We start from the raw sequence: 25691 nt of genomic DNA, 5'->3' as shown, positions 1-25691 counted from the left end.
TTGGATTATGCGTGTATGAATAAGTACACACTTGTACCAGTTAGTCTTAATGTTTGCTCAATTTGAAGGAGTATATCTGACGCTAACGGCGTTAAAAGTATCTCATTTAGTACGACTAAATAACAAAACTTTTGCCTAGTTATCGATCAGATTTTCTTGCCCTAAAATAAAGTGTCATTTAGCGCTTGGTATGAAACGAGACCTGAGTTCTAAAGCTACGCCCCTTTCGAGATCATCCAAAACATAGTAATAATGTAGGTATAGAATGTACGAGTTACGCTTGCCAAGAGCCCGCAGCCTTTCCTTAAATAAGCCTCAAGTAATGGGGGTTTTGAATGCTACTCCTGACTCATTTTCAGATGGCGGAAAATTTATTCACCTAGATAGTGCGGTTGAGCAGGTAAATATGATGCTCGCTGACGGAGCTACCATTATTGATATTGGCGGTGAGTCTACTCGTCCAGGGGCGCCAGATGTAGAGTTGAAGGAAGAGCTTGAGCGCGTGATCCCGATCATCAAAGCTGTTAGGGCACAATCTGACTGTGTTATCTCAGTTGATACCAGTAAAGCTGAAGTAATGAAGCAAGCTATTGAAGCTGGTGCTGATATCATCAATGATGTTCGAGCTTTACAGGAGCCAGGTGCATTAGAGATAGCAGCTCAGTACGCAGAGGTACCTATTTGCCTAATGCACATGCAGGGTGAGCCTCGCTCAATGCAAAATAATCCAAAATATAATGATCTATTTTCAGACATTAGTCAGTTTTTCGAAGCTAGGATCCGTGCGTGCAAGCAAGCCGGAATTGATACCAGTAGGCTGATCTTAGATCCAGGTTTTGGCTTCGGTAAATCTCTGGAGCATAACTTTCAGATTTTAGGTGGACTGAAACAATTTAATTCGTTCAATTTACCTATTCTGACGGGACTCTCTAGAAAGTCCATGTTTGGACAACTACTTACTCGAGAAACTCATGAGCGCGTCGCTGCGAGTCTTGCCGGTGCGCTAATATGTGCACAGCAGGGCGCACATATCATTCGTGTTCATGACGTAAAAGAAACAAGCGACGTACTTAACGTATGGTTAGCGTCGGTCAATGGAGTTACTCAATGACAACAAGAAAGTACTTCGGTACAGATGGTGTAAGAGGTATGGTGGGCGAGTTCCCAATTACACCAGAATTTGCAATGAAGCTAGGCTGGGCAGCCGGAAAGGTTCTGTCTGAAAGAGGAACCAAAAAAGTTATCATTGGTAAAGACACCAGAATATCAGGGTACCTGTTAGAAACAGCACTAGAGGCGGGGTTGATAGCCGCTGGGATCAATGTGATCTTGTTAGGGCCTATGCCTACTCCTGCTGTTGCATATTTAACACAAACCTTCAGAGCTGAGGCAGGTATCGTCATCAGTGCTTCTCACAACCCTTACCATGACAATGGCATAAAATTCTTTGGTGGTGACGGTAAAAAACTGCCAGATGAAGTGGAACTTGCAATAGAAGCGAAGCTCGATGAGCCAATGACGTGCGTAACATCAGAAAAGCTGGGCAAAGCCAAGCGCTTAGACAGTGCAGATGGTCGTTATATTGAATTCTGTAAAGGCCAATTTCCAAAAGAGCTTTCTCTTGAAGGGTTGAAAGTGGTGTTAGATTGTGCGAATGGCGCAACTTACCATATTGCACCGAGTGTAATGCGTGAATTAGGTGCTGAGGTGATCACCACAGCTTGTGAACCTAATGGTTTGAATATCAATGAAAAATGTGGCGCAACGCATGTTGAAGCATTAAAAAAAGCAGTACTGGAGCATCAAGCTGATGTTGGTATTGCATATGATGGTGATGGTGACCGAGTGATGATGGTGGACCATGATGGCCATGTATTTGATGGTGATGATATTGTGTACATTATTGCCTGCCAAGCCGATAGTGATGGTACACTCGGTGGTGGTGTTGTTGGTACCGTTATGTCTAATATGGGTTTAGAGAATGCGCTTAAAGCTAGAGGTATTGCATTTGAGCGTAGTAAAGTGGGTGATCGCTATGTAATGGAGTTGCTCGCTGAAAAGGGCTGGAAAATTGGTGGTGAAAGTTCAGGGCATGTGCTTAATCTTGACCTAATTAGTACTGGTGATGGAATAGTATCGAGCTTACAAGTACTCGCCGCAATGGTTGCACAAAACAAAACCTTGAAGGACTTAGGTGAAGGGTTCAGTAAATACCCGATGAAAATGATTAACGTACGTTACAGTACCAAAGATGACCCAACAGCACACCAATCAGTAAAAGAAGCGGTGTCTGAAGTCGAAGCACTACTTGCTGGAAAGGGAAGAGTGTTACTACGGAAGTCGGGTACCGAACCAGTCGTAAGAGTCATGGTTGAAGCACAACAACAGAAGCAAGTCATCGATTTTGCACAAAAAATCGCTGAAGCTGTTGAATCTGTGAGCAATTAAACTGAAAATTGAATTTATTTCTTGTAACTTCGGGTGAGTAGCGTTAGTATCTCACCCGCTTTCTGCTACGGAGTATCGTAATGGCAACTAGGAAGCAAATTGTTGCTGGTAATTGGAAAATGAATGGCTCAAAAGAGCTACTTAGCCAAATGTCAGAAACATTAAACAGTGAATCATTCCAAGCGGATGTAATTATATTTCCCCCAGCGATGTTAATTGAACAAGCTGTTGAAAAGGGACTCACTGTAGGAACGCAAAGCGTTTCAGAATATAAAGAAGGCGCATACACTGGAGAAATTCAGGCATCACTTGCTAGTTCGTTAGGCGCGACTTACACCTTAGTCGGACATTCCGAGCGACGCGCTTTATATGGCGAAAGTGATGAGGTTGTAGCGAATAAATTTGCCCACGCTCAAGAACAAGGTTTAACTCCGATACTATGTGTTGGAGAAACCGAAGAAGAGAGAGAAAGTGAGCAGACAGAAGAAGTTGTAGCTAGACAAATAAACGCAGTTATCAAGAAATTAGGTATAGCGGCACTAGCTAACTCTGTGATAGCATACGAACCGGTTTGGGCAATAGGTACTGGTAAAACAGCATCTCCTGAACAAGCGCAAGCAGTGCACAAATTTATACGTAATTTGCTGTCTGAGCAAGACGAGCAAATTGCAAAAACACTACGCTTACTTTATGGTGGCAGTGTTAATGAAAAAAATAGTGAATTATTATTCGCACAAGAAGATATAGATGGTGGTTTAATTGGTGGCGCAAGCTTAAAACCTGAAAACTTCCTTTCTATATGTAAAAGTGCAAAAGGATAAGTAAATGTACGAAATTTTAATGGTTGTTTACTTAATCGTTGCTTTAGCGCTTATTGGTATGGTGCTGATTCAACAAGGTAAAGGCGCAGACATGGGTTCTTCGTTTGGTGCTGGTGCATCAGCGACAGTATTTGGCTCGTCAGGCGCAGGCAACTTTATGACAAAGACAACAACAATACTAGCTACAGTGTTTTTTGTACTAAGTATTGTTCTAGGTAACTTAACAACTGGTCAAATAAAGAAAACCAGTGAATGGGAAAACCTAGAGGCACCAGCTGCAACAGTAGTACCTGCTAACAGTGATGTGCCAGCATCAGAAGAAAATCCAGCTTCTGATATTCCTAACTAAGAGTTAGAAAACACCGAATTTGCGAATGTGGTGGAATTGGTAGACACGCCATCTTGAGGGGGTGGTGGCTTCGGCCGTGGGGGTTCAAGTCCCCCCATTCGCACCAAAATAAAAAAACCAGCTTATGCTGGTTTTTTTTCGTCTTTAATTTAGCTACACCGCTCTCGAGTTAATTTATGCCAATTTTCTTAATTAAGTAGTCTATTATGAGTCGAGAAAATCTTGCCGATAACTCCGCTACTGCGTCCTGCTCTCGCTAAGGTACCTATATCCTGTAGGAAGGGCGAAGTTACGCACCAATAGTTGGCTATTGGAGGTGAAGTCAATGCAGCTAGCGCTAAAGCTTTCTGCTAGAAAGGTATTAATTATCCGCAGCTCAATTTTTAGTTATTCTAAATAAGAAACTTTTAACGCTGTGAGCGTCAGATTTACTCCTTCAAATTGAGCAACTATCAAGTCCAATTGGTATTACCCTAATTGGTATGACTGACCTCAACTATCTGATGGATAGTGCAATAGCTAGTATGAGCTACTAGATAGCAGCAGCAATTTCAATTTTTTAATATATAGTACTGGTTTTTGGTATAATATATTGTTGTATATAGACTTTTCTTAAAAATTAAATTTCCAAAATTGGTATTGTTTTGGTTACAAAAACCTAAAAAGTAATTTTTATTAAATAATTATTTCAATTTTACTCAATTCTGACTATAATACCCTTCCAGAGGAAATAGATGCACCTAACGCATCTTTTTTTATGCCTGAAATTTGTATCGTGCTTATCCTTACTCGAACAAAGTATAAGGCAGAAGCAATGGTAGTAAACCCTTGCTTCTCTAGTTTACGACCTCTCGTAACTAGTTCACACACGGTGATTCCTTTGGAGATTATATGATTACAGTTTTACCTCGTCTTGGTTTATCTGCGATTTCAGCTGCTGTATTAGCAGCGGTAGCCCTTCCTAGCACAGCCTTGGCTGAGCAAGCTAATGTAGAGAAAGAAAAACAAGTTTTTGAAAAAATTGAAGTAACCGCTCGTAAGCGTACAGAAAGCTTGTTCGAAACACCTACCGCTATTACTTCGATCGGTGCAGGTGATATTGATAAGGCAAACATCAGTAACCTAGACGATATTGGTAAATTCGTCCCGAACTTGAACATCACTCGCTATGGCGTTGGTAATGCGGCGCATGCTTCTGTATTTATTCGTGGTATTGGTTTACAAGATCACGTGATCACAACTGATCCAGGGGTGGGTGTTTACGTCGATGGTGTTTACCTTGGTCGCCAGATGGGCTCTAACCTTTCACTACCAAATATTGAACGTGTAGAGGTTTTGCGTGGTCCTCAAGGCACGCTATACGGTCGAAACACACTTGGTGGCGCTGTCAATGTGATCACAAAACAACCTGGTGCAGAAGAAGTTGCACGTATTGAGGCAAAAATAGGTTCTCGAGGCCGTTTAGCGACCGATTTATACACAAGCCAAGCGTTAACGGACACACTAAGCTTTTCTGCTAGTGCATCTTATAAAGAGCGTGACGGTGTTGGTAAAGCCGTAAATTTAGCTAATCCTGAAAAAGAAATTGGCGAGGAACAAGAGTATAGCGGTCGTTTAGCTGTAAGATGGCAAGCAACTAACGACTTAGTGATTTCAGCAGCGTTCGATGGTGTTGAAAATGAGTCTGGTCAGTCTCCTTATACCATTGAGTTAACAGCTCCATTAGACCCTAACGATCCATTTAATGGTGACTTCCCACTATTAGATGCGTCAATGTTACCAGACAATCCTGATGATTTGGCAACAGCAGTTGCAGGCATCGAAAGCACTGATTACTCAGGGTGGGGTGGGTCAATTACAGCAGATTGGCAAGCAAGTGACGTTTATTCTGTCAAATTTATTGCCAGCAAGCGTAGCTCTGAATACACCGGTGGTCTTGATGATGATGCCGTGGCGCTTAATCTCTCTGAATTTCCTGAAGAAGGTGGTGCTGATCAGTATTCATTTGAGCTACAGCTAAATGGTACTTATGATTCTTGGGATTTCGTATCAGGTCTTTATTATTTTAACGAAGACGGCTTCACCAGCTCTGGCCCATTTGTATTTAGTCCATGGAATACACCAAACGGCTTATTAAATGATGGTCAGACAGCTTCTTTTGGTGGTTACGGTTATTTCGATATCAATCAAGAGACTGACGCTTATGCGGCGTATATCAATGCAAGCTTTGATGTGACTGAACTTCTTAGCATTGGTGGTGGTTTACGCTACTCTGAAGACAAAAAAGAAGCAGATGCACTGTTCCCAAGTTTTGGTACGCGTAAATACGTAAGTGCAGATTTTGACGAAGTGACGTGGGACGTGAATGCGTCATATCAGCTAACTCGTGACATTAACGTTTACGCACAAGTTCAAAAAGGTTACCAAAGCGGTGGGTTCCCACCACGCCCATTTGGTGGGCCAGATCAATTTGCTGCATTTGAAGAAACCAAAGCGATTAACTACGAAGTCGGCTTCAAAGGTCAAGTTCACGATAATGTGTCTATGATGGTTGCGGCATTCGTAACTGATTATACTGATCTTGCGTTACCATTTAATGACCCAACAGCGGGCGGCGGCTTCGTTACTATCGTAGAAAACGCAGGTGAGTCAAAAGCACAGGGTATTGAACTTGAAACAACGATAGCAATTACGGACGATTTTTCAGTTCGTAGTTCAATCGGCTACTTAGACTCTGAAATTACGCACGTTGATGAAGGGGTGATTGGAATTGGTAAAGGTGACGCTCCAGCACTGACGCCACGTTGGACAGTGATGGTAGCACCATCATACTTCCATGATCTAGACCATGGTGCAACCATTGCTGTAAATGCAAGTTACTCATACCGCTCGGATATGCAGGGGCAGTCTGTTACTCGGGCAAGCGAGTATATTGACTCTCGTGAACTACTAGGTTTTAACATCTCGTATACCAATGCTGAAGGTGATATGGAAGTGACGCTTTACGGCGAAAATGTGCTAAATGAAGTCTACGATGTTGGCCGATTGCAACAAAGTGGCTTCGTTGGTGTGATGCGCAGTAATGATAGAAGTGAGTTTGGTATTAAGTTTAAAAAAGAGTTTTGGCTAGATTAATCGAGTCCTAGTTTCAATACAAAAAAGCCGCTTAGTTTAATTGCTAAGCGGCTTTTTATTTTCCAACTAATCTGAACTTAGGATAATACCAATTTGACTTAATACTTGCTCAATTTGAAGGCGTAAATCTGACGCTAACAGCGTTAAAAATTTCTTATTTAGAACAACTAAAGAGCAAAATTTTACCTTGCCTACACGGATGCAGGCACCTTGGCGATAGCAGGACGCGGTAGCGGTGTTATCGACAAGATTTTTTCACCTCAAAATAGACCACTTAATTAAGAAAATTGGTATAAAATGTGAGTTAATCAACTAAAATACCCATGCTCAAAAGTTACCATTACTATTATCAAAAGGTGTAAGCAACACTGAACTTAACGCTTCTTGGCATGATATAGCGGCCGTTGGGTGAGGTTGGATTACGTGGGTCACCTTCGGTGATCCCTTGTTTGTCAGTGAGGTTATCCACTGCCAGTTGCAGTTTTACCCCTTCCGCAGGCTCAACGATCAGGCCAATATCCAGTTTTTCGTAGCCTTCTAACACGACGGTATTTTCATTATCACCAAAGCGGTCGTCCACAGCTGAAAGCGTACCATACAAGGTGGCGTACATACCTGACATTTCAAAGTCATAGCTTGGGGTAATACGCAGCATCCAATCAGGTTGACGTTGTGCTTTGTTGCCTTCATTGGTCGGACTGTCAGTGATTTCGGTGTCTTGCCATGTCGCATTTAAGTTGACCGATAAACCTGATTCATGGTTATAGCTATAATCGACTTCTACGCCGGTGGCTTCATTGGTTAGGATCTCAGCTGGTACACCTGGGCGTCTAACGAATGTGTCGCCCTTTACCTCATTGGTAAACAAAGTAACAAAGAGGTCGCCAGTTTCACCCATATATTTGTAACCAAGCTCTGCTTGTGTCACTTCTTTTATAAGTGACTCACCTGATTTATAAGTGTTGTAGTTGTCTCGAAAATCATCAAAGTAAGGCATTTTGTAGCCTTTATTCATGCGAGCAAATACCCCTGAATCCAAACTTAAACTGTAATCAGCACCAAGTGTCCATGAAGTTTTTCGCTCATCATAGTCAACTGTCTTGGTGATCACACCGTCCAAATCTTCATCTACTGAATATTCTACCTGATGCTGTTCGCTGCGTAGACCTAAATCCAGTTTTAATGCGTCAGTGGCTTGGTAACTCTGCGTTGTATATACAGCCCATGTAGTAGCGTCTCCCGAGCTGCTAATATCATAGTTAAAAGCACAACCCGTCACATCGCTATTACATGCTATTGCGTTTAGTGCTTCTCCGCCTTGCTCCAAAACATGATAAGCACTATTCCCTAAGCTCCACCAATCCTGTGCCGAGGTGGTGGCGGTATAAATACCAAACGCACTCGACCAGTCGCCATAGGTTTTACTCAAGGCTAAATCATTTGTGAAAGCTTCAATATCTTTTAAAACGACCCATCGGCCATATTGTTGCACTATGGTATCGCCACTATATTCATTACCAGTGACGCTTCCCGTCGCTGTTTCACCATTATCAGCTACTTCACTTAAGCGTACCGCGGCGCCTGCAGGCACTAAGCCAATTGTATTAGCGTCGCCTTTAGTAAGACTAAAGCGGTCGTTTAGCTGCCAACCATTATCGAAATTAACTTTTAAGCTACCACCTGATACATGGCCTTTCCAGCCGCGACCATCTCCTATATCGATGTTCATGGCGGTGTTATGCTGACCAAAATAAATTGTTGCCTTGCGATTATTTGTGCCTAACTGAGTAAAGCCAGCATCGACACCTTCAACGTTAAGTGGAGTTGGTAGGTACCACGCACCAGTATCGTCGGTTTGACGGGTATAAAGGTTAAACTCACCGTTAGCGAATTCTTTGGTAAGATTGATTGTGAATTGATGGCCTTTTTCTGAAGTAAAGCCGGCATCGCGGATCCCCGAAGATCGTTTGATATATCCTCCGACCATGTAATAGAGATCATTGGATATTTCGCCACTCAATACGCCGTCTATTCTATTGAGGCCATAATCTGTTGTGGTGTACTTGAAGGTTCCTTCTGTATCTGATTGACCACGTTTAAGCTGAAAGTTCGTGGTCAACCCCGGTTGTCCGTTAGACACAACTGGGTTTGGGCCACCACGCAAGCCTTCCATCATACTAATGGTTTCATCGAGCCTGAAGATTGACGTATTTTCTAAAAAAGAGAGTGTAGGGGCAGGGTAAATAGGACTACCTTGCAAACTCACTGTTAAGAAAGGCGCGTCACCACCGCCCGGAAAGCCGCGAACAAAAACATTAGCACCGGACTCACCACCTGAACTTTCAACCCATATCCCTGGCACAGCTTTAAGTAAATCAGCTGTACTTTTGGGTGCAAGCTTATCGATTTGTACGGCATCAATATTGGTTACCGCAAAACTGGCATCAATTTTTCTTATACCGGCACCGCCAGGGGTACCTGATACAATAATTGTTTCTACTTTTTCTTTGTTTTTATTCGACTGTTGCTCAGCCTGTGCTGTTGTGCTTAACGCAAGTGTTACAGCTGCGGCGATCAAGCTTAATGAGTTCGTTTTTATCACGGCTAAAGCCCTCTTGTTGTTGTCATAGACTGGTATTTTACGACTGTCTATTTTTTAAAATAGATCTTAATGCAAACGTTTGCAATGGTGTTGTTTAAAAATTTGTCATAAAACGATGAAAGGCATGGCAAATATACTTTGATTGGTTATCTTTTATGCTTATTTAGGATAGGAGATTCAATTAGTTATGGTTTAAGATCAAAAAAATTGTAAGAATACTACTCTAGTTAACTGCATGAGTAAGGGGATTTGCTTGGCTTCAACACAATTAAAGTTATCAGACTTGGCAAAATTAGCTGGTGTTTCAACCTCGACGGCGTCCCGTGCACTCAACGATAACCCACTGATAAAAAAAGAAACTCGAGAGCGTATTCAGGCGTTAGCGAAAGAACATCACTTTAGTATCAATGCTGCAGCAAGTCGCCTGCGGATGCAAAAAACCAAAGTTATCGCTGTTATCATCAATCTTGAAGCAGAAACCAAGCAATCGGTTGATGATCCCTTCTTGCTAAAAGTTGTCAGTGATATAAACCGTGCCGTGAATCGTCAAGGGTATGAGTTGCTTCTGTCTAACTCACATATGGCAGGTGAGGATTGGCACGGCTACTTTATTTCTGGTCGTAGAGCCGATGGCGTAATCGTAGTTGGGCAAGGTAAGGAGCAAGCAAAAATCGAACTAGCTGCAAAAGCTGGTACTCCCATTGTAGTGTGGGGCGACCCGAAAACCTCTGCAAACTATCCGATTGTAGGTAGTGATAATTTTGTCGGAGGGTTAACAGCTACCGAGCACTTAATTGCCAAGGGGGCTTCTAAACTGCTGTTTATGGGAGATCCAGCACACGCAGAGTTGGGAGAGAGATATCGAGGCTTTTGCCACGGGGTGGAGAAGGCCGATGTTACTGCAAAGCTGGTTAGAATTGATATTACCTCAGAAGCCGCCTATGCCAGTATTAATACATTGCTAAGAGAAAATGGGCTGACTTTTGATGGTATTTTTGCGTGTAGTGATATGGTTGCGCTTGGGGCATTAAAAGCATTAAAAGAGCGCTATGTCAGCGTGCCAAATGATGTCAAAATTGTAGGCTTTGATGATATTGCTATGGCGCAGATAAGTTTTCCAGCGCTCACAACAATTAAACAAGACACCCATGCAGCAGCGCAATTACTAGTAGAAAAACTACTCATACAGCTAAGTGGTAAGATGTGTGAATCTCAAGAAGTACCTTCGTCACTGCTTATCAGGCAATCTAGTTAACCTGAAGTTCGGTTATGAGATGAACTAACTCATTGCTGTTAAAGCAGAGCTTAATTTTTCAACTCGTATTAGAAAATAACACTCTGGGTAGCGTGATAGCATGTTTCCAAGCAGAGGTATTTTAGTTGACTCACTAGTTCTAGCTTTGGTTCAGGTTAAATAAGAAAATACAATTACTATCGCAATCATAACGTTAAGGAACTCTTAATGGTTTTGAAATGCAAACGATTGCAAAAGCGAAAAAGTCTGTCTAGACTAAAAAGGAATCACAGTGTCTTAACGAGAATAACAATGAACCGAGCACGTATAATACTTGCGATGGCTGTTAGTTACTTTCTGTTCGCTATTTTGCTCAATAGTGTTGGAACAGTCATTTTACAATCAATTCATTCCTTTGGAATTACAAAACCACAAGCTGCGACATTGGAAGCATTTAAAGATCTTCCCATTGCTATCGTGTCATTTTTAGTCGCCTCCATCATTCCAAGAGTTGGATTTAAAATCGCTTTGACTGTTGTGCTAGGAGTTGTGGCGCTGATCTGTAGCATTACACCACTGGTTGCTGAGTTTTGGATTTTAAAACTGGGCTTTGCTTCTGTGGGCGCTGCTTTCGCGGTAGTGAAAGTGTCCGTTTACGCGTTAGTTGGGCAAGTAACCGAGGGGAGTAATCAGCATTCAAGCCTTCTTAATTTTATTGAAGGTGTGTTTATGCTGGGAGTGCTTGGCGGGTACTGGGTTTTTGCGGCCTTTATCGATAGCGGTGATAACACACTTGGCTGGCTAAATGTATATTTTGTACTGGCGGTATTAAGTGCATTTACTGCAATCATTGTATGGATCTCGCCCATTGCAAAACCAGAGCCGACACAAGCGGCGGGATCTAATATTTCAGCTTTTACGGCAATGTTGAAGCTCGTCACAAAACCTTTGGTACTGGTGTTTGTCATTTCCGCATTTTTATATGTATTGATTGAGCAAAGTATCGGAACTTGGCTACCTACGTTTAACAATGAAGTCTTGTCTTTACCAGTTGATATAAGCGTGCAAATTACCAGTATTTTTGCAGCCTGTTTAGCACTAGGTCGACTTGGTGCTGGAGTTGTGCTTACCAAAGTACACTGGTATGTGGTGTTAAATGTTTGCCTTATCGCCATGGCTGTACTTGTGGTGTTGACTCTACCCATGACGGAACATATTGAAAAGGCAGCCATAACGTCTTTATTTGACGCGCCACTGGTAGCTTTCTTAATGCCTTTGATTGGACTCTTTATGGCGCCTATATATCCGGTGATTAATTCGGTAATGCTAAGCAGTTTACCTACCACTCAACATGCCTCTATGACCGGGTTAATCGTGGTATTTTCAGCCCTTGGTGGTAGCACTGGCTCTATGATAACAGGGTTCGTATTTCAGCACTTTGGGGGGCAGCAAGCGTTTTATGGCGCGCTTATTCCTATGTGTGTCATTGCGGTATGTTTATATTTTTTCAAATCGATGAGTGAGTCTAGCCAAGCAAATCCAGCTCACACACCAAGTCAACAAAAGGTGAGCTGAGGTTTTACATGCAGTACCAATCAGATTTTTACAACACAGAAATTTTTAAGGCAGTACAAAAGGCCGGTTTGTTTACAGATAGTAAAGCCTTTGCTGACGCCATCGCAAAAATACCACTAGCAGAGATTGAACAGCTGTACGCCAAGCAAAAACCAACAGGAGCGGCGCTGCTGAACTTTGTTCATACGCACTTTGATTTTGTCGCCAGCAAAGAGTTAGAGGCCTTGCCTGACTTTGCTTGTGCACAGCAGTACATCAGTGCACTTTGGTCACGTTTATCCAGAAAACCGAGCACGGTTGCTACAGGCTCTTTATTACCGTTACCTTACCCTTATGTGGTACCGGGTGGGCGTTTCAATGAGATCTATTACTGGGACAGCTATTTCACTGCACTTGGACTATTAGATGCAAATCGAAACGATCTCGTTGAGGGAATGTTAGACAACTTTATCAGTTTGATTGACCGTATCGGGCATGTACCAAATGGCAATCGAGATTATTATCAAAGCCGCTCACAACCACCTGTGACGGCATTAATGGTGGATTTGCTGTGGCAACAAAAGTCTGATGACATGCAGTGGCTCAAGCGAGTTACCCAAGGGTTAATAAAGGAACATAACTTTTGGCAAACCGGTGGTGATGTTGGTAGCACTGAGGGTAATGCGCGGCTGCGTGTCGTCACAATGCCCTGTGGCGGTACATTGAATCGTTATTGGGATCCGCTGGCAGCACCACGTCCGGAGTCGTATGTAGAAGATGTTGAATTGGCTAGTAAAGCAGTAGACCCAAGTGTGCTTTACCAACATATTCGGGCTGCATGCGAGTCGGGATGGGATTTTAGTAGCCGTTGGCTTGCAAACCCCGATGACTTGGCAAGTATCCGCACAACCCAAATTATCCCCGTAGATTTAAATGCACTGCTGGTCTTGCTTGAATTGCAGCTCGCAAGATGTTTAAAGAAACTAAATAATGAAACACAAGCCGAACATTATGATTCGCTGGCGTCAAAACGCAGTGCACTTATCCAGCGTTACTGTTGGTGTGATGAAACAGGCTGGTTTTATGATGTTAACCTTGATGATTATCAACCAACCAAAATTGTTTCACTGGCAGGGGTTGTCCCCATGTTTGCTAAGCAGGTTACACCAGCACAAGCACAGCGAATGGGTGACAAACTAAGATACGATTTTTTAAAATCAGGCGGGCTCGTCAGTACGCTAACCCCTACCTCACAACAATGGGATAGTCCAAATGGTTGGGCGCCACTGCAATGGTTTGCGGTATCGGGGCTAAGATCATATGGTCAAAACCAACTTGCAAGCGAAATTATGCAAGCATGGATTTATGCTGTTGAAACAGGCTTTGCACATCTGGGTTGTTTGCTGGAAAAGTATAACGTGGTAGAGCCAGACAAGCAGGCAGAAGGAGGAGAGTATGTTGTGCAACAAGGCTTTGGGTGGACAAATGGCGTTACCAGTCGCTTTTATCGACTGTTATCACTTGAAAATTCGAGTACTTTGACGTGATGTTAAGGCACTCTTGGCTGTGTACAAGATTAATGGCGTTATCAGTCGCTTTTATCGACTTTTAGCGTCTGAAGTTGATAGTTTTTTGGTGTAATATTAAAGGCTTGTTTAAACGCTCGGCTAAATTGACTCGGGTGCTTGAAGCCGAGTGTAAAACTAACTGCGGTGATCTGAGCCCCAGCTTTTAATTTTGCCTTAGCTTCTGTGAGCCTCCTTGCTTGTAGCCACTGTTGTGGCGTAGTTGCAAATGATTTTTTGAATTGACTAAAAAATCGACTGCGACTCATGCAGCTGAGCTTACAGAGCTTATCTACATCCAAAGGCTGCTCTAAATGCGTCTCCAAATAATGCACTGCTTGGTATAATCCATTGCGATCCGGAGTGTGTTTGACCGCATTGAGCAGAAGATCTCGGCTTTGTTGTTGTAGGAGCCTCGCTATCAGTTCATCCATTGCTAAATCGATAAAGTATTCTCGATTATTTTCATTTTCGCTAAACAGGTGGAACAGCTTTGCCAAACAGTGTTGGGTTTGCCAGTTGTGCTCGGTATGAATTAGCTGTGTTTGGTAAGTCACTTCATCGCAGAGGCTCAGAGATAATCTGTCGCTAACCGCCTTAATTTTCTCTCGGCTGATCTCAATGGCTAAGCAGGTAGTTGGCGAAGATAAGCTCGCATCTGGAAAGTCGATATGTACAGTTTGCTCGGGTGCCAGCACAAAGCTTTGATGTGGCAAAAACGGTTGATGGTAATCACAACTGTCTACATGCATCACTTTTTTGCCACTTACCATAGCGCAAAACAGCACTTCACCGGAGGTAAGCTTTACTTTATTGGCACTTTCATATGTGTCATAGATACTTAGCTCAACATTGTTGGCAGCAAAGCTTACTTTGTTTTCGATCAAACGATCAATGTGACTAACACGTTTCGCAATCTGCAAGCAATATTCTCCTTATCCGATACTTTTTGGACTGTGTGTATATATTCCAAGACGCCTTGTTAAGTTTTTAAAGCTGAATTTGGCTAATGTCAAACAGAAAAACAAATCTGGAACAGTAAGATCCAGGATAAATAACACAAGTTGCAGAGGTCAAAATGATATACGCAAATCCAAATACTGAGGGTGCTGTCGTCAGCTTTAAAACACAATACAACAACTTTATTGGTGGCGAGTGGAGACCACCTGTTGAGGGGGATTACTTTGATAATATAAGCCCAGTAAACGGTGAAGTTTTTTGTAAAGTTCCACGCTCAAGCGCAGCTGATATTGAACTTGCACTAGATGCTGCGCACGCAGCTAAAGCGTCTTGGGGTAAAACATCCGTTACTGAACGCAGTAATATTTTACTTAAAATTGCCGATCGGATTGAAAAAAATCTTGAATATTTAGCTGTTGCAGAAACGTGGGATAACGGAAAGGCTGTGCGCGAGACATTGGCGGCAGATGTGCCTTTAGCGGCGGATCATTTCCGATATTTTGCAGGGTGTATACGCGCGCAAGAGGGGACAATAGGTGAAATTGATGAGTCAACCGTCGCGTATCATTTTCACGAGCCTCTAGGGGTAGTGGGGCAGATCATCCCTTGGAACTTTCCATTGCTTATGGCTGCTTGGAAACTTGCCCCCGCGCTTGCTGCAGGCAATTGCGTGGTGCTCAAGCCAGCAGAACAAACGCCGGTCTCTATTTTGTTACTAATGGAGCTGATAGCCGACTTACTACCAAATGGTGTCGTTAATATCGTTAATGGCTTTGGTCGAGAAGCCGGTGAAGCACTTGCTACTAGCCAGCGTATCGCAAAGATAGCATTTACAGGCTCAACTCCCGTTGGTTCACATATTTTGAAATGCGCGGCGGAGAATATTATTCCTTCAACCGTCGAGTTAGGCGGTAAATCTCCCAATATTTACTTTAGTGATGTGATGCAAGCGGATGATGACTATTTAAGTAAATGTATTGAAGGGGCGGTACTGGCTTATTTCAACCAAGGTGAAGTCTGTACCTGTCCTTCTCGATTACTCGTACAAGAAGACATATATGATGATTTTATCGCAAAAGTGATTGAGCGAACCAAAGCCATCAAGCGCGGTAATCCACTCGACACCGAAACTATGGTTGGTGCGCAGGCTTCACAAGCACAGTTTGATAAAATTCTTAGCTATATAGATATAGGTAAAAAAGAAGGGGCTGAAGTTTTAATAGGCGGCGAAGTAGAAAAGCTTGGTGAAGGTTATCATCAAGGTTTTTATATCCAGCCAACCCTGTTAAAAGGCAACAACCAGATGCGTGTATTCCAAGAGGAAATCTTTGGCCCAGTAATTTCTTTATGCACCTTTAAAGATGAGGCTGAGGCATTAAAATTAGCGAATAGTTCAGAGTTTGGTTTGGGTGCAGGCGTCTGGACGCGAGATATGAATCGAGCATATCACTTTGGTCGTCAAATTGAAGCAGGCCGCGTTTGGACTAATTGCTATCATATGTATCCAGCGCACGCAGCATTTGGTGGCTACAAAAAGTCGGGTATTGGCCGCGAAACGCACAAAAAGGCCTTAGATCATTATCAACAAACCAAAAACCTACTGGTGAGCTATAGCACCAGTCCACTGGGTTTCTTTTAGCCATAGCGGGAGATACCTCCCGCAATCTTAAAGCGCTGCGCCGCCCAGCTAGGGTTAAATACAACGGTATAGTGATAGGGCAATCTCTCACATCCCTAACAGAAATAACGTAAAAAGTAGTAATCTAGTACCTATACTCGCTAAATTTAAAGCGCTGATTTTTTAAAACTATTCCTTATATAACAGTACTTTATTATTTTTCTTGCTTCGAAGTGTATCGTTGGTTGTTTTATGAATATTGTTCGAAAATATAGGCTAATACTTTGGTATACTTGTTTTTTTAAACTAATAACTCTACAATTTTCGACTGATTCTTGGGAGTTCTGGAAAAGAAACTCAAGATTTACACCGCAAATATCACCAATAGCAAACGGAGCTGCTATGTTTAAGTTTATCTCTTGGATCTTTTCGATCACCGCATTTTCACTTTCTTTCTTTTTTATCACGCAAGGCCATTACACGTTGTGTGTGGTGTTACTACTCGCAGGGCTTATTGCTTTGCCAAAGCGTGATACTGAGCTGCAACCGTTAGGTATGCGCTTACATACTAAGCATTTTGCCAATGAATCACGTTCTATCAGTTCAAAAGAAGTCATTAATTTCTTAGTTGCATTTTCACTTGCAGGGCTGAGTCTGGCGTTTCAATGGCAGAGCGTCGTTATATAAAACGGCCAGTCTGATTTTGGGTATCAGCTTGAGGCTGCAAATATGTTTAAACTGATACCTAAAGTTGCTTGTTAAATTTGTGTTAGGGCATCTCCACTTCCTACATGTTGTTCTCAGGCAATCACTCTTGTAACTGGCTAAGCTCTACTCGGATATACGTAATTTAGCCGTTTTAAATTGCAAATTCTGAGCGGTCTACCGCAATATTTTATCTTCATGCAAAGGGTAAGTTTACAGCTTCAATAAAATTCTGAACAATAGTGTGTATAATACGCAAAATGATAAAACAACACAGGTTTTGCTGTTACTTCTATGTTTAACTTATGCTGACGATAAGTCATACGCTTTTGATAGTCTAATTCATTGCTAACTGTTTAATTTACTTTAATAATATACTGTTAGCACAAAGAGCCAAGGGTCAATACCTAGGGTAATACGAGAATGGCAATACTCTTGAAGCTTTCCAGTTAGGCTGATAAATAAAGCGACAATAGGCAAGTTGATTCTTTGCCTAAACTATAGAGTGATTAAGTGAAATCGTGTAATTGATATGTGTGGTTATGTAGTTTATGTGCGAGCTTTTAGGGATGTCGGCAAATGTACCGACGGACATTTGTTTTAGCTTTTCTGGTTTATTAGAGCGAGGCGGTAATACTGGGCCACATAAAGATGGTTGGGGTATTACCTTTTATGAAGGTAAAGGGTGTCGGACATTTAAAGATCCTGAGCCGAGCTGCCAGTCGGAAATCGCTAAATTGGTAAAAGCCTACCCGATTAAAAGCGTATCAGTGATCAGTCATATTAGGCAAGGTAATCGCGGCCGAACCTGTTTAGAAAATACTCACCCATTTACGCGGGAATTGTGGGGCAGAGAAATTACTTATGCGCACAATGGTCAACTGTCTGATTACAAAGACTTAAAAACAGACTTTTATCGCCCAGTGGGCAATACCGATAGTGAGTTGGCCTTTTGTTGGATTTTAGACAAGGTGAGAGAAAAGTATCCTAACAGGCCCTCAAATATGGTGTCAGTGTTTAGGTACATAGCCAAACTTGGGCACATACTTAGGGAGAAAGGAGTGTTTAATATGCTGATCACCGATGGTATTTATGTCTTAGCATATTGCACCAATAACTTACATTGGATAACGCGTAGAGCACCATTTGGCAAGGCAACCCTTATTGACGCTGACATGGTTGTTGACTTTCAAAAGGAAACAACTCCAGACGATGTGGTAACGGTAATAGCGACTCGACCGCTAACAAACGATGAACAATGGCAAAAACTACAGCCAGGTGAGTTTGCACTATTTAAGCTCGGTGAAAAGGTATAAGTTGCATTAGTTCCTTGCCATCAGCCTGTTGGGCATCTGGCAAGGGTCAAACCGAATAATTTTTCGCATCAGTAGCTAGACTAAGCGCTAACTGTACCTAACTATTGATACGTAGGCTGCCACTTAATGTGAATCTAGAAACAATGTGTTAGCTCATTGCTTATCTACACCTCAGGTTATCTAGCTATCTGATTTTGCCTCTAAGGTTTTCAGCTCTATTTGAAATTGTTCCATCCCATCCTTTCCTTTATACATTTTCACAAGCATGTGATCATGATCGGGGGCAAACCATGCTATGGCTTGACGGTCACTGTCGTCATAAATGCGCTTAACTTTTATTGTTTTTACATTTCCAAACGGGAGGGTTATTGTTTCTTCGCCTGCAATTTCAAAGTCATAGCTACGTTGACTGCCTTTTTTGTCAATAATTGGATAGCTAAATTTGGTTTTGCCAGACTTTAAATCTTCCCTCAATTGTACTTGATAGCTAATCAAATCTTGTTGATTTTCGAGCCACTTTACTTTTAACGGATATTTTTCTTCGCTCGAGGTAATGGCATGGTTTTGATGATCGAACTTAATTTTATAGCTTTTATCAGGTCCTGTACCTTCACGCTTCATACTATAGTGAAGTGGACTGATGACATGATCTGATAGCTTAAATAATGACTCCTCAATACGCACATCTGAAAAGATCATCCATTCGATGTCACTTTTATATCGCACTGCATAAGTGGACTCTGCTACTTTGGTGAGTGTCCGAGTTGCTGTGCCATGTACTTCCCCTTTGCGAGAAACTTGGTATTCTGCGTGATATTCTTTTAGAGGATTGGCAATCGTGGAGGTGGAAAGTAGAGCGCTAATACCAATTAGCACAGCGCTCCATTTTTTATTCTTTGATGTACGGCGCACCTTGAACTGGTAAGGTTTTGTTGTCAAAAACAGCATATTCTGCTTCCATGGTTAGTCTTTGTTCGCTGAACCATTTGACCACCAAAGGGTAAAGAATATGTTCTTGCTTATGAACACGTTGTGCTAGTGACTCTGCCGTATCACCGGGAAGAATTGCAACCTTGGCCTGGCAGACCACAGGACCGCCATCTAACTCTTCTGTGACAAAGTGAACGCTAGCACCATGTTCTGCATCGTTAGCATCGATAGCTCTTTGGTGGGTGTTCAGCCCTTGATACTTAGGCAACAAAGAAGGGTGAATGTTCAACATTTTTCCCTTAAATTTTTGCACTAAATATGGAGTTAGAATACGCATAAATCCTGCTAATACAACCAAATCAGGTGTAAAGCGCTCAATTAATTGACCAAGCGCAACGTCATAGTCCTCGCGTGAGGCAAATTGCTTATGGTCTAATACTTCGGTTGTTATGCCAGCTTGTTGGGCTCTGATCAAACCATAGGCACTGGCTTTATTGCTGACGACGGCAGCAATTTCACCGTTTATATAGCTTGACTTACAAGCGTCGATAATCGCTTGTAAGTTTGACCCGCTACCAGAAATTAATACAACCAGTCGAGTTGGTGCCATTACTCGGCACCACCTAAGATCTCAACTTGTTCTTCACCTGTTTGTGCGTTTTGGATCTCACCAATGTGCCAAGCATTTTCACCTTGTGCTTTAAGTATTTCAAGGCTCAGCTCTAGTTTGTCAGCTGGAACAACTAGCACCATACCGACACCACAGTTGAATGTGCGGTACATTTCGTGAGTTGCGATGTTGCCATTTTCTTGTAACCAATTGAAGATTGAGGGCCATTGCCAGCTATCCCCTTTGATCACTGCCTTTGCCGACTCTGGTAGCACGCGAGGAATATTTTCCCAAAAACCACCACCTGTGATATGCGAAAGTGCGTGCACATCGACTTCTTTTAACAATGCTAAGATTTGTTTTACGTAAATGCGCGTCGGCTCTAGTAGATGTTCACCCAGTGTTTTACCTTCGAACTCTGCGTTGGTGTCTGCGCCAGAAACCTCTAGTACCTTGCGGATCAGTGAGTAACCGTTGGAATGGGGACCACTTGAACCAAGCGCAATTAGTTGGTCGCCTGACGCAACTTTAGTCCCATCAATAATTTTAGACTTTTCTACAACACCGGTACAAAAGCCTGCCATATCGTAGTCATCGCCTTCGTACATACCAGGCATTTCTGCTGTTTCACCACCGATAAGTGCACAACCAGATAACTCACAGCCTTTACCGATACCAGATACAACGTCTGCTGCAACGTCAACGTCTAACTTGCCAGTGGCATAGTAATCCAAGAAGAATAGGGGTTCAGCACCTTGGACAATAAGATCATTAACACACATAGCAACTAGGTCGATGCCTACCGTATCATGTTTTTTTAAATCGATAGCTAAGCGTAGCTTAGTACCAACACCGTCAGTGCCAGCAACCAAAACAGGCTCTTTATACCCAGTTGGGAGTTCACATAGTGCACCAAAACCTCCAATACCGCCCATGACTTCTGGACGGCGAGTTTTCTTCACTACGCCTTTAATTCTTTCGACCAATGCGTTGCCCGCATCGATGTCAACGCCAGCGTCTTTATAACTAAGAGACTGTTTTTGTTCGCTCACAGGTTTTCCTCAAAAGTTGCTAGATAGATTTGCTTAGAAACGCCGACATTTTACAACAATTGCATCTGGGCGGCTAGCGACTTTACGAGAAACCCTCTGTATGTGGTCAAAGGTCCTCGATTTATTTGTGAGTCTAGTATAGGAAATTGCTAGATGTTTGCTTTCAATGTAAAGGTATTTGACTTGCGTTAGATCAATATTCAGTGGCGGCAGGAGCGTACTATGAAGACAGACCCAATCAAGCAGTAACTTCATGAGATTATTGAAGAACACTGTTGTTAAAGGCGCATTGATTGGGTTTTCTAAACACGAGAATGCGTTTTATACCACCACGATTAATGGGACTAAAAAGATGAATATTGAACGCCATAGTTTAGCAAAAGAGCTACCAGAGTTTAAAGATAGAATTCACGAACTTAAATTGTCAGATGGACACTTCTCAAGGCTATTTAAAGACTATCACGAAGTAGATAATGAAGTGATCCGAATTGAGGATGGTGTAGAACACTCAAGTGATGAATATTTAGAGTCGCTGAAAAAAAAGCGCCTATGGTTAAAAGATCAACTATATAGCATTCTTAAAAGTGCTGAGTGACGATATATAACAATGCGGGCTAAGCTGGCCCGCATGCCTGCCTTTGCTTATCTTTTGCCTCTGTTGATGCCGTTTTGAGCAGGATCAAAATTCTTATCTATACTGTAACCATTGTACTCCTTTCACGATATATCCTTTGATTGCACTCACTTTGGTCATTGCTGGTAGCTTTATTATGGGATTAGCGTTTTCTCCAGCAATAAAGATCTGCCGTTTGACTTCGTCCATGGGGTGGCGTGTTTTGTTGATCCTAATGGCCTTGTTTGAGCTTGGTTACGTAAGCTTTGCGTATTTTATGTATGCTCATCTAGAGAGCATTAGCATTATTGAGCAAGGATTGAGCCTCATCTTATTCTTAGGGTCAATTTTCGTGTTTGTTGTCAATTGCCTCAGCTTGACGAGCTTGCGTGAGCTAGACGAGATAGCAAAACAAGCAAAATATAACGCGGAGCATGATTTTTTAACCGATCTTGAAAATCGGCAGCGCTGTATCGATGCGATAAATGAACGGAAATTACGACAAGTTGATTTCAGTGTTATTCTAGTCGACCTCAATAATTTTAAGCAGATAAACGATGCCAAGGGCCATTTTTTTGGTGATAAATTACTGGTAGCACTTGCGAATAAAATGCGCGCTGCACTATTACCGCGAAGTCAATTATATAGGATGGGTGGGGATGAGTTTATTATCATTATGGATGTCAGTGATGCTAACTGTATCTATTCACAAAATAATGCTTTGCTAAGCGAACTAAGATCGGGGATCGAAATAGAAGACCTAGAACTGGATGTTACCTATAGTGCTGGTGCTAGCTTATGGACAAAACAACGACAGCTAGGGGTCTTTGATCTATTGAAACAAGCTGATATAGCAATGTATTCGGCAAAACACAGCCGCCAAAGTATCGTTATTTTTGACGAAGAACTTCACGAAGGAGTTGAAGCTGAGTTTCAATTACTTACAAACCTAAAAACGGCATTGGCACGGGGGGAATTAACGCTTTATTATCAGCCGATTGTGTGTACACAAAGCGGCGATATTTATGGTGTGGAGGCATTACTGCGGTGGCCGCAAGCTGACGGCACTGTGATTATGCCTGATAAGTTTATTACATTGGCTGAGCGGAACAACTTAATTAAGCAATTGAGTGCGTTTGTTATTAACCGTGTGTTTCAGGACTTAGTAATTTTGCTGGAAGTACATTCAAGTTTAGAAGTGCATATTAATCTTTCATGCCAAGACTTTGTGGAGCAAAATTTGATAAGCACACTAGCAATGTTGTTAGATACGCACCAAATTGATCCTAAGCATGTTGTTTTCGAATTGACCGAAAGTACGGTAATGCAGGAAGTTGAAAAAGCACGAAGCCTAATTGAAACCTTAATTGAAATGGGATTTTCGGTGAGTATTGATGACTTCGGTACTGGTTTTTCCTCCTTTTCAATTCTCAAGGAGTTGCCAATCTCACAAATAAAGATTGATGGCTCTTTTGTCAGTCTCAGCCATGAGAGTGAGAAAGATCAAGCGATTGTAGAAACCAGTATGTTTCTTGCCCGTAAACTTAACTGTAGTATAGTCGCCGAAGGTGTTGAGAGCGATGCCTGTTTACAGTACTTATCCCGCTTGGGTTGCCCTTACATCCAAGGTTTTCAAATTTGTGAACCACTATCATTGAGCGAGTGTATCAAATGGATGAACTCAAGATTAATGGTCAAAGGAGCGATGAAGCGCCTAGATGGGCGATAGCTAAAAAGTCAGTTTTGGTCTTGGCGGCACAAAACCATACATCTGCTCAAAGCCTGGTATTTCATTTTCCCAAATCGGTATTTCTTCACCTATATAAGCACGAAATGCGTCGAGGAATAGGCGTGTTCTTACAGGGAGATCACGATGAGGGTAAAGTGCGTACATCGCTGCAAAATCAATGAGCTTTGTCTCGGTAAGCAGTGGCTGCAGTTTTCCGTCGGCTACCTCTTGGCCAACTAAAAATGCGGGGGCGACGATGTAACATGTTCCGGATAACACGCTTTCTAAAAGAGTATCACCATCATTCGTTCTGAAGATACTCTTAATTGGCATTTGTTGCTCTTGGTTATTTTCATCCAAATAAGTAATGCTGGTGAAACGTAATGCGTCACTGGCGTAGCTTGCAGCTGGGAGTTGAGTTAATTCTTCAAGTGTCGTAGGTGTGCCATGTGTTTTTAAAAAGGTTGGGCTGGCTACTATCAAAAAACGATTACGTGCGATGCGCCGTGCTATCAAAGAAGAGTCTTTTGGCTCGCCGACACGAAAAGCTAAGTCAAATCCTTCACCGACTAAGTCAACCAGCCTGTCTTCTAGCCTGAGCTCGACTTCAACGTGAGGAAAACGTTTTTGGAAATCATTAATAACCGGCTGTACATAGCGTCTACCGACAACTGTTGAGCTGGCGATTTTGAGCAATCCCTTTGGCTCTGTGTGGTAATTTTGCGCGATCCGCTGTGTATCACTTAGCAGTAAACGCAGCTCTTCAGCTTTTTTTACCATTTCAGATCCTGCTGAGGTTAATGAAAAAGAACGTGTTGTTCTATTCATTAGTCTTACTCCAAGCTCTTCTTCAAGCTTGGTCATCTGCTTGGAAATGACTGAACGGTCAATGTTGCGAAGTTGTGCGGCGCTTGCAAATGAACCGCGTTCTACAACGTCTAAAAAGATTAATAATCGGCTGCTAATATCCATAGTGCAAAAAAGTTCACTGATACTGATGCCATTGTGACACTAAACAATTGGAATTGCGAGGGGCATATTTACACTAATAAAGTTGTGGCAAATAGCTAACAATGGTTTAATGAAAATAGACGCATAGCTTCTAAGCGTATTACATTATTTTGAAGCATAACGTAAAGGCACAAGATGAAAGCAGTCCGATTCAAACATACAAATGGACTTACCTTCGAGCAGGGAGAGATTAATTTACCCGAGGCGAACGATGATCAAGTTTTGATCAAAGTTGAGCATGTTGGTTTAAGCTTTATCGATACTAAAGTCGCCAATTGTCCTTGTGAAGACACACCAAATCGTGTGTTTGGTATTGACGCGGTAGGCACTGTTGAGAAAGCTTGTAAAACAGGCTTTCCTGAACCCGGCACTCGGGTATTTTGGCATGGAGATATACGTGAGCAGGGCACAATGAGCGAATTTGCAATCGTCCCTAGTCATGCCTTAACTGTGTTACCAGCCAATGTCGATGGTAAACTTGCAGCCGCGGCAATCGCGCCGGCTATGTGTGCATTAATCGCGCTATTCAAATTACAGCTGAATCGTGGTGATACCATACTTATTGAAGCGGCACATCATCCAGTTGGACAAATGGCGGTACAGTTTGCAAAGCAGCTCGGAGTTGGTGTTGCTGCTTGTACACAGGCAAAGCATAAAAAGCTGGTGGAACAACTAGGTGCAGATCTGGTTTATACAGAGGATAGTCTGTCTGCTTTAGCCGAGAGGTTACAGCAACATTTTGGTGAAGCAGAGGTTCAAGGTGCATTAGACCTTACCGGCACGCAAACACAGCAATTGATCAATCATTTGGTTTTTTGTGGACGAGTGAGTTGTTTAGCTGGGTTACCTGCAATTGAACAGCATGTATTAATGAAAAAGGCACCTAATATTGGCATTGTATCTTTATGTGGGAGCTGGCTTTCTAACAGTGTCTGTGCACAGCAAAGAATGGCATTTATTGGCAATGTACTGGCCGAAAAGCTAGAAAAAGACGAAGTAAAGTTGTCCCACTTAGGATCCGTCCTAGCTAATAACGACATTCTCATCGAGACACTCGATAAGCTTGCTGATGATGAAAATATTACTTTCTTCTGTGCTGAAATGCCGTTTAACTAATTCTTGCTTTTTTAGGGTGCCAAGGCTGCGTGTAAGCCCAGCCTTGCACTTCTACAATATTTGATACATTTTCTGACATTTTTTCTTATCTGAACACCGTATACTCAAGCTACCACTAGGCTATGGCAGTAAAGTGCAGTAAATCCTTCTGTCCATGCTGTTAGTGGGTATAACTTATTATTCGATCTTATACCGATGCGCTTAGTACATGCTCTATTTAAGGGAGTAAGTCTGGCGCGAACTACGTTAAGGTTTTTTGTCTGGAAATAGATCGTTTAGTTAAGCGGATCGGTATTAATCGTGTCATCTCATATTTTATAATA

Annotated in this window: 21 protein-coding genes and 1 tRNA gene; 15 read left to right on the top strand and 7 right to left on the bottom strand. The window is 42.3% G+C overall.

The features are described 5' to 3' along the window. The first annotated feature begins 265 nt into the window (after positions 1-265). The 5 genes from folP (at position 266) to HUZ36_RS14760 (ending at position 3724) form a co-directional block, all read left to right on the top strand. Positions 266-1111, top strand: a complete 846-nt coding sequence (gene folP, locus HUZ36_RS14780) for a dihydropteroate synthase (protein WP_176033246.1) — start codon at positions 266-268, stop codon at positions 1109-1111. Continuing rightward, positions 1108-2448, top strand: a complete 1341-nt coding sequence (glmM, locus tag HUZ36_RS14775) for a phosphoglucosamine mutase (RefSeq protein WP_176033245.1) — start codon at positions 1108-1110, stop codon at positions 2446-2448. The genes folP and glmM overlap by 4 nt, the downstream gene beginning before the upstream one ends. A gap of 80 nt (positions 2449-2528) precedes the next feature. Beyond that, on the top strand, positions 2529-3269 hold the full coding sequence (gene tpiA, locus HUZ36_RS14770; protein WP_176033244.1) for a triose-phosphate isomerase: 741 nt from the start codon (positions 2529-2531) through the stop codon (positions 3267-3269). Between the two features lie 4 nt (positions 3270-3273). Then, entirely contained in the window at positions 3274-3618 is a 345-nt protein-coding gene (secG, locus tag HUZ36_RS14765; RefSeq protein WP_176033243.1) for a preprotein translocase subunit SecG, read from the top strand. Between the two features lie 21 nt (positions 3619-3639). After that, positions 3640-3724 (top strand) — tRNA-Leu (locus HUZ36_RS14760). A gap of 602 nt (positions 3725-4326) precedes the next feature. Here the strand turns inward: HUZ36_RS14760 and HUZ36_RS14755 are convergent. Further along, on the bottom strand, positions 4327-4488 hold the full coding sequence (locus tag HUZ36_RS14755) for a hypothetical protein (protein WP_176033242.1): 162 nt from the start codon (positions 4486-4488) through the stop codon (positions 4327-4329). Between the two features lie 21 nt (positions 4489-4509). Here HUZ36_RS14755 and HUZ36_RS14750 point away from each other — a divergent pair, with 21 nt between their 5' ends. Beyond that, positions 4510-6753 (top strand): TonB-dependent receptor, encoded by a 2244-nt coding sequence (locus HUZ36_RS14750; protein ID WP_176033241.1) that lies wholly within the window; start codon positions 4510-4512, stop codon positions 6751-6753. 349 nt (positions 6754-7102) lie between these two features. On the opposite strand, the gene HUZ36_RS14745 is transcribed toward HUZ36_RS14750, so the two are convergent. Further along, complete coding sequence (locus HUZ36_RS14745) at positions 7103-9355, bottom strand: TonB-dependent receptor (protein WP_176033240.1); 2253 nt, start codon at positions 9353-9355, stop codon at positions 7103-7105. Positions 9356-9608: 253 nt separating this feature from the next. On the opposite strand from HUZ36_RS14745, the gene HUZ36_RS14740 reads away from it, so the two are divergent. The 3 genes from HUZ36_RS14740 (at position 9609) to HUZ36_RS14730 (ending at position 13690) form a co-directional block, all read left to right on the top strand. Then, a complete protein-coding gene (locus tag HUZ36_RS14740; protein ID WP_176033239.1) occupies positions 9609-10610 on the top strand; it encodes a LacI family DNA-binding transcriptional regulator in 1002 nt (333 codons plus the stop codon). 291 nt (positions 10611-10901) lie between these two features. Further along, positions 10902-12164 carry an MFS transporter gene (locus tag HUZ36_RS14735; protein ID WP_176033238.1) on the top strand — a complete coding sequence of 421 codons (1263 nt, stop codon included), beginning with the start codon at positions 10902-10904 and terminating at the stop codon, positions 12162-12164. An 8-nt stretch (positions 12165-12172) separates the two neighbouring features. Beyond that, positions 12173-13690: a trehalase family glycosidase gene (locus HUZ36_RS14730; RefSeq protein ID WP_176033237.1), complete on the top strand. Its 1518-nt coding sequence runs from the start codon at positions 12173-12175 to the stop codon at positions 13688-13690. A 41-nt stretch (positions 13691-13731) separates the two neighbouring features. On the opposite strand, the gene HUZ36_RS14725 is transcribed toward HUZ36_RS14730, so the two are convergent. Beyond that, the gene (locus HUZ36_RS14725; protein WP_176033236.1) at positions 13732-14631 is read right to left on the bottom strand and encodes a helix-turn-helix transcriptional regulator; all 900 of its coding nucleotides are present in this window, start codon (positions 14629-14631) and stop codon (positions 13732-13734) included. A 155-nt stretch (positions 14632-14786) separates the two neighbouring features. On the opposite strand from HUZ36_RS14725, the gene exaC reads away from it, so the two are divergent. From exaC to HUZ36_RS14710, 3 genes are all read left to right on the top strand, one after another. Then, a complete protein-coding gene (gene exaC, locus HUZ36_RS14720; protein WP_176033235.1) occupies positions 14787-16307 on the top strand; it encodes an acetaldehyde dehydrogenase ExaC in 1521 nt (506 codons plus the stop codon). Between the two features lie 381 nt (positions 16308-16688). Further along, positions 16689-16973: a hypothetical protein gene (locus tag HUZ36_RS14715; RefSeq protein ID WP_128731219.1), complete on the top strand. Its 285-nt coding sequence runs from the start codon at positions 16689-16691 to the stop codon at positions 16971-16973. A gap of 569 nt (positions 16974-17542) precedes the next feature. Beyond that, positions 17543-18307: a class II glutamine amidotransferase gene (locus tag HUZ36_RS14710; protein ID WP_176033234.1), complete on the top strand. Its 765-nt coding sequence runs from the start codon at positions 17543-17545 to the stop codon at positions 18305-18307. A 180-nt stretch (positions 18308-18487) separates the two neighbouring features. On the opposite strand, the gene HUZ36_RS14705 is transcribed toward HUZ36_RS14710, so the two are convergent. Genes HUZ36_RS14705 through purM form a run of 3 tightly spaced genes read right to left on the bottom strand, consistent with a single transcriptional unit; the run spans position 18488 to position 20899 of the window. Then, the gene (locus HUZ36_RS14705; RefSeq protein ID WP_128731218.1) at positions 18488-19183 is read right to left on the bottom strand and encodes a DUF3108 domain-containing protein; all 696 of its coding nucleotides are present in this window, start codon (positions 19181-19183) and stop codon (positions 18488-18490) included. Positions 19184-19196: 13 nt separating this feature from the next. Further along, on the bottom strand, positions 19197-19847 hold the full coding sequence (gene purN, locus HUZ36_RS14700) for a phosphoribosylglycinamide formyltransferase (protein WP_176033233.1): 651 nt from the start codon (positions 19845-19847) through the stop codon (positions 19197-19199). Further along, positions 19847-20899, bottom strand: a complete 1053-nt coding sequence (gene purM, locus HUZ36_RS14695; protein ID WP_128731216.1) for a phosphoribosylformylglycinamidine cyclo-ligase — start codon at positions 20897-20899, stop codon at positions 19847-19849. Before purM ends, purN begins: the two co-directional genes overlap by 1 nt. Positions 20900-21152: 253 nt before the next feature. On the opposite strand from purM, the gene HUZ36_RS14690 reads away from it, so the two are divergent. After that, positions 21153-21494 carry a YdcH family protein gene (locus HUZ36_RS14690; protein ID WP_373865588.1) on the top strand — a complete coding sequence of 114 codons (342 nt, stop codon included), beginning with the start codon at positions 21153-21155 and terminating at the stop codon, positions 21492-21494. Between the two features lie 175 nt (positions 21495-21669). Beyond that, positions 21670-23241 (top strand): putative bifunctional diguanylate cyclase/phosphodiesterase, encoded by a 1572-nt coding sequence (locus HUZ36_RS14685; protein WP_225740691.1) that lies wholly within the window; start codon positions 21670-21672, stop codon positions 23239-23241. Here HUZ36_RS14685 and HUZ36_RS14680 read toward each other — a convergent pair whose 3' ends face one another. Further along, on the bottom strand, positions 23242-24213 hold the full coding sequence (locus HUZ36_RS14680) for a LysR substrate-binding domain-containing protein (RefSeq protein WP_125252411.1): 972 nt from the start codon (positions 24211-24213) through the stop codon (positions 23242-23244). A gap of 174 nt (positions 24214-24387) precedes the next feature. Here HUZ36_RS14680 and HUZ36_RS14675 point away from each other — a divergent pair, with 174 nt between their 5' ends. Then, positions 24388-25368: a zinc-binding dehydrogenase gene (locus HUZ36_RS14675; protein ID WP_176033232.1), complete on the top strand. Its 981-nt coding sequence runs from the start codon at positions 24388-24390 to the stop codon at positions 25366-25368. The last annotated feature ends 323 nt before the right edge of the window (positions 25369-25691 follow it).

Source organism: Pseudoalteromonas sp. McH1-7, assembly GCF_013366255.1.
GTDB classification, from domain to species: Bacteria; Pseudomonadota; Gammaproteobacteria; order Enterobacterales; family Alteromonadaceae; genus Pseudoalteromonas; species Pseudoalteromonas peptidolytica.
The sequence above is the reverse complement of the archived record's forward strand: the minus strand, read 5'-3'. Positions and strand labels throughout refer to the sequence as shown.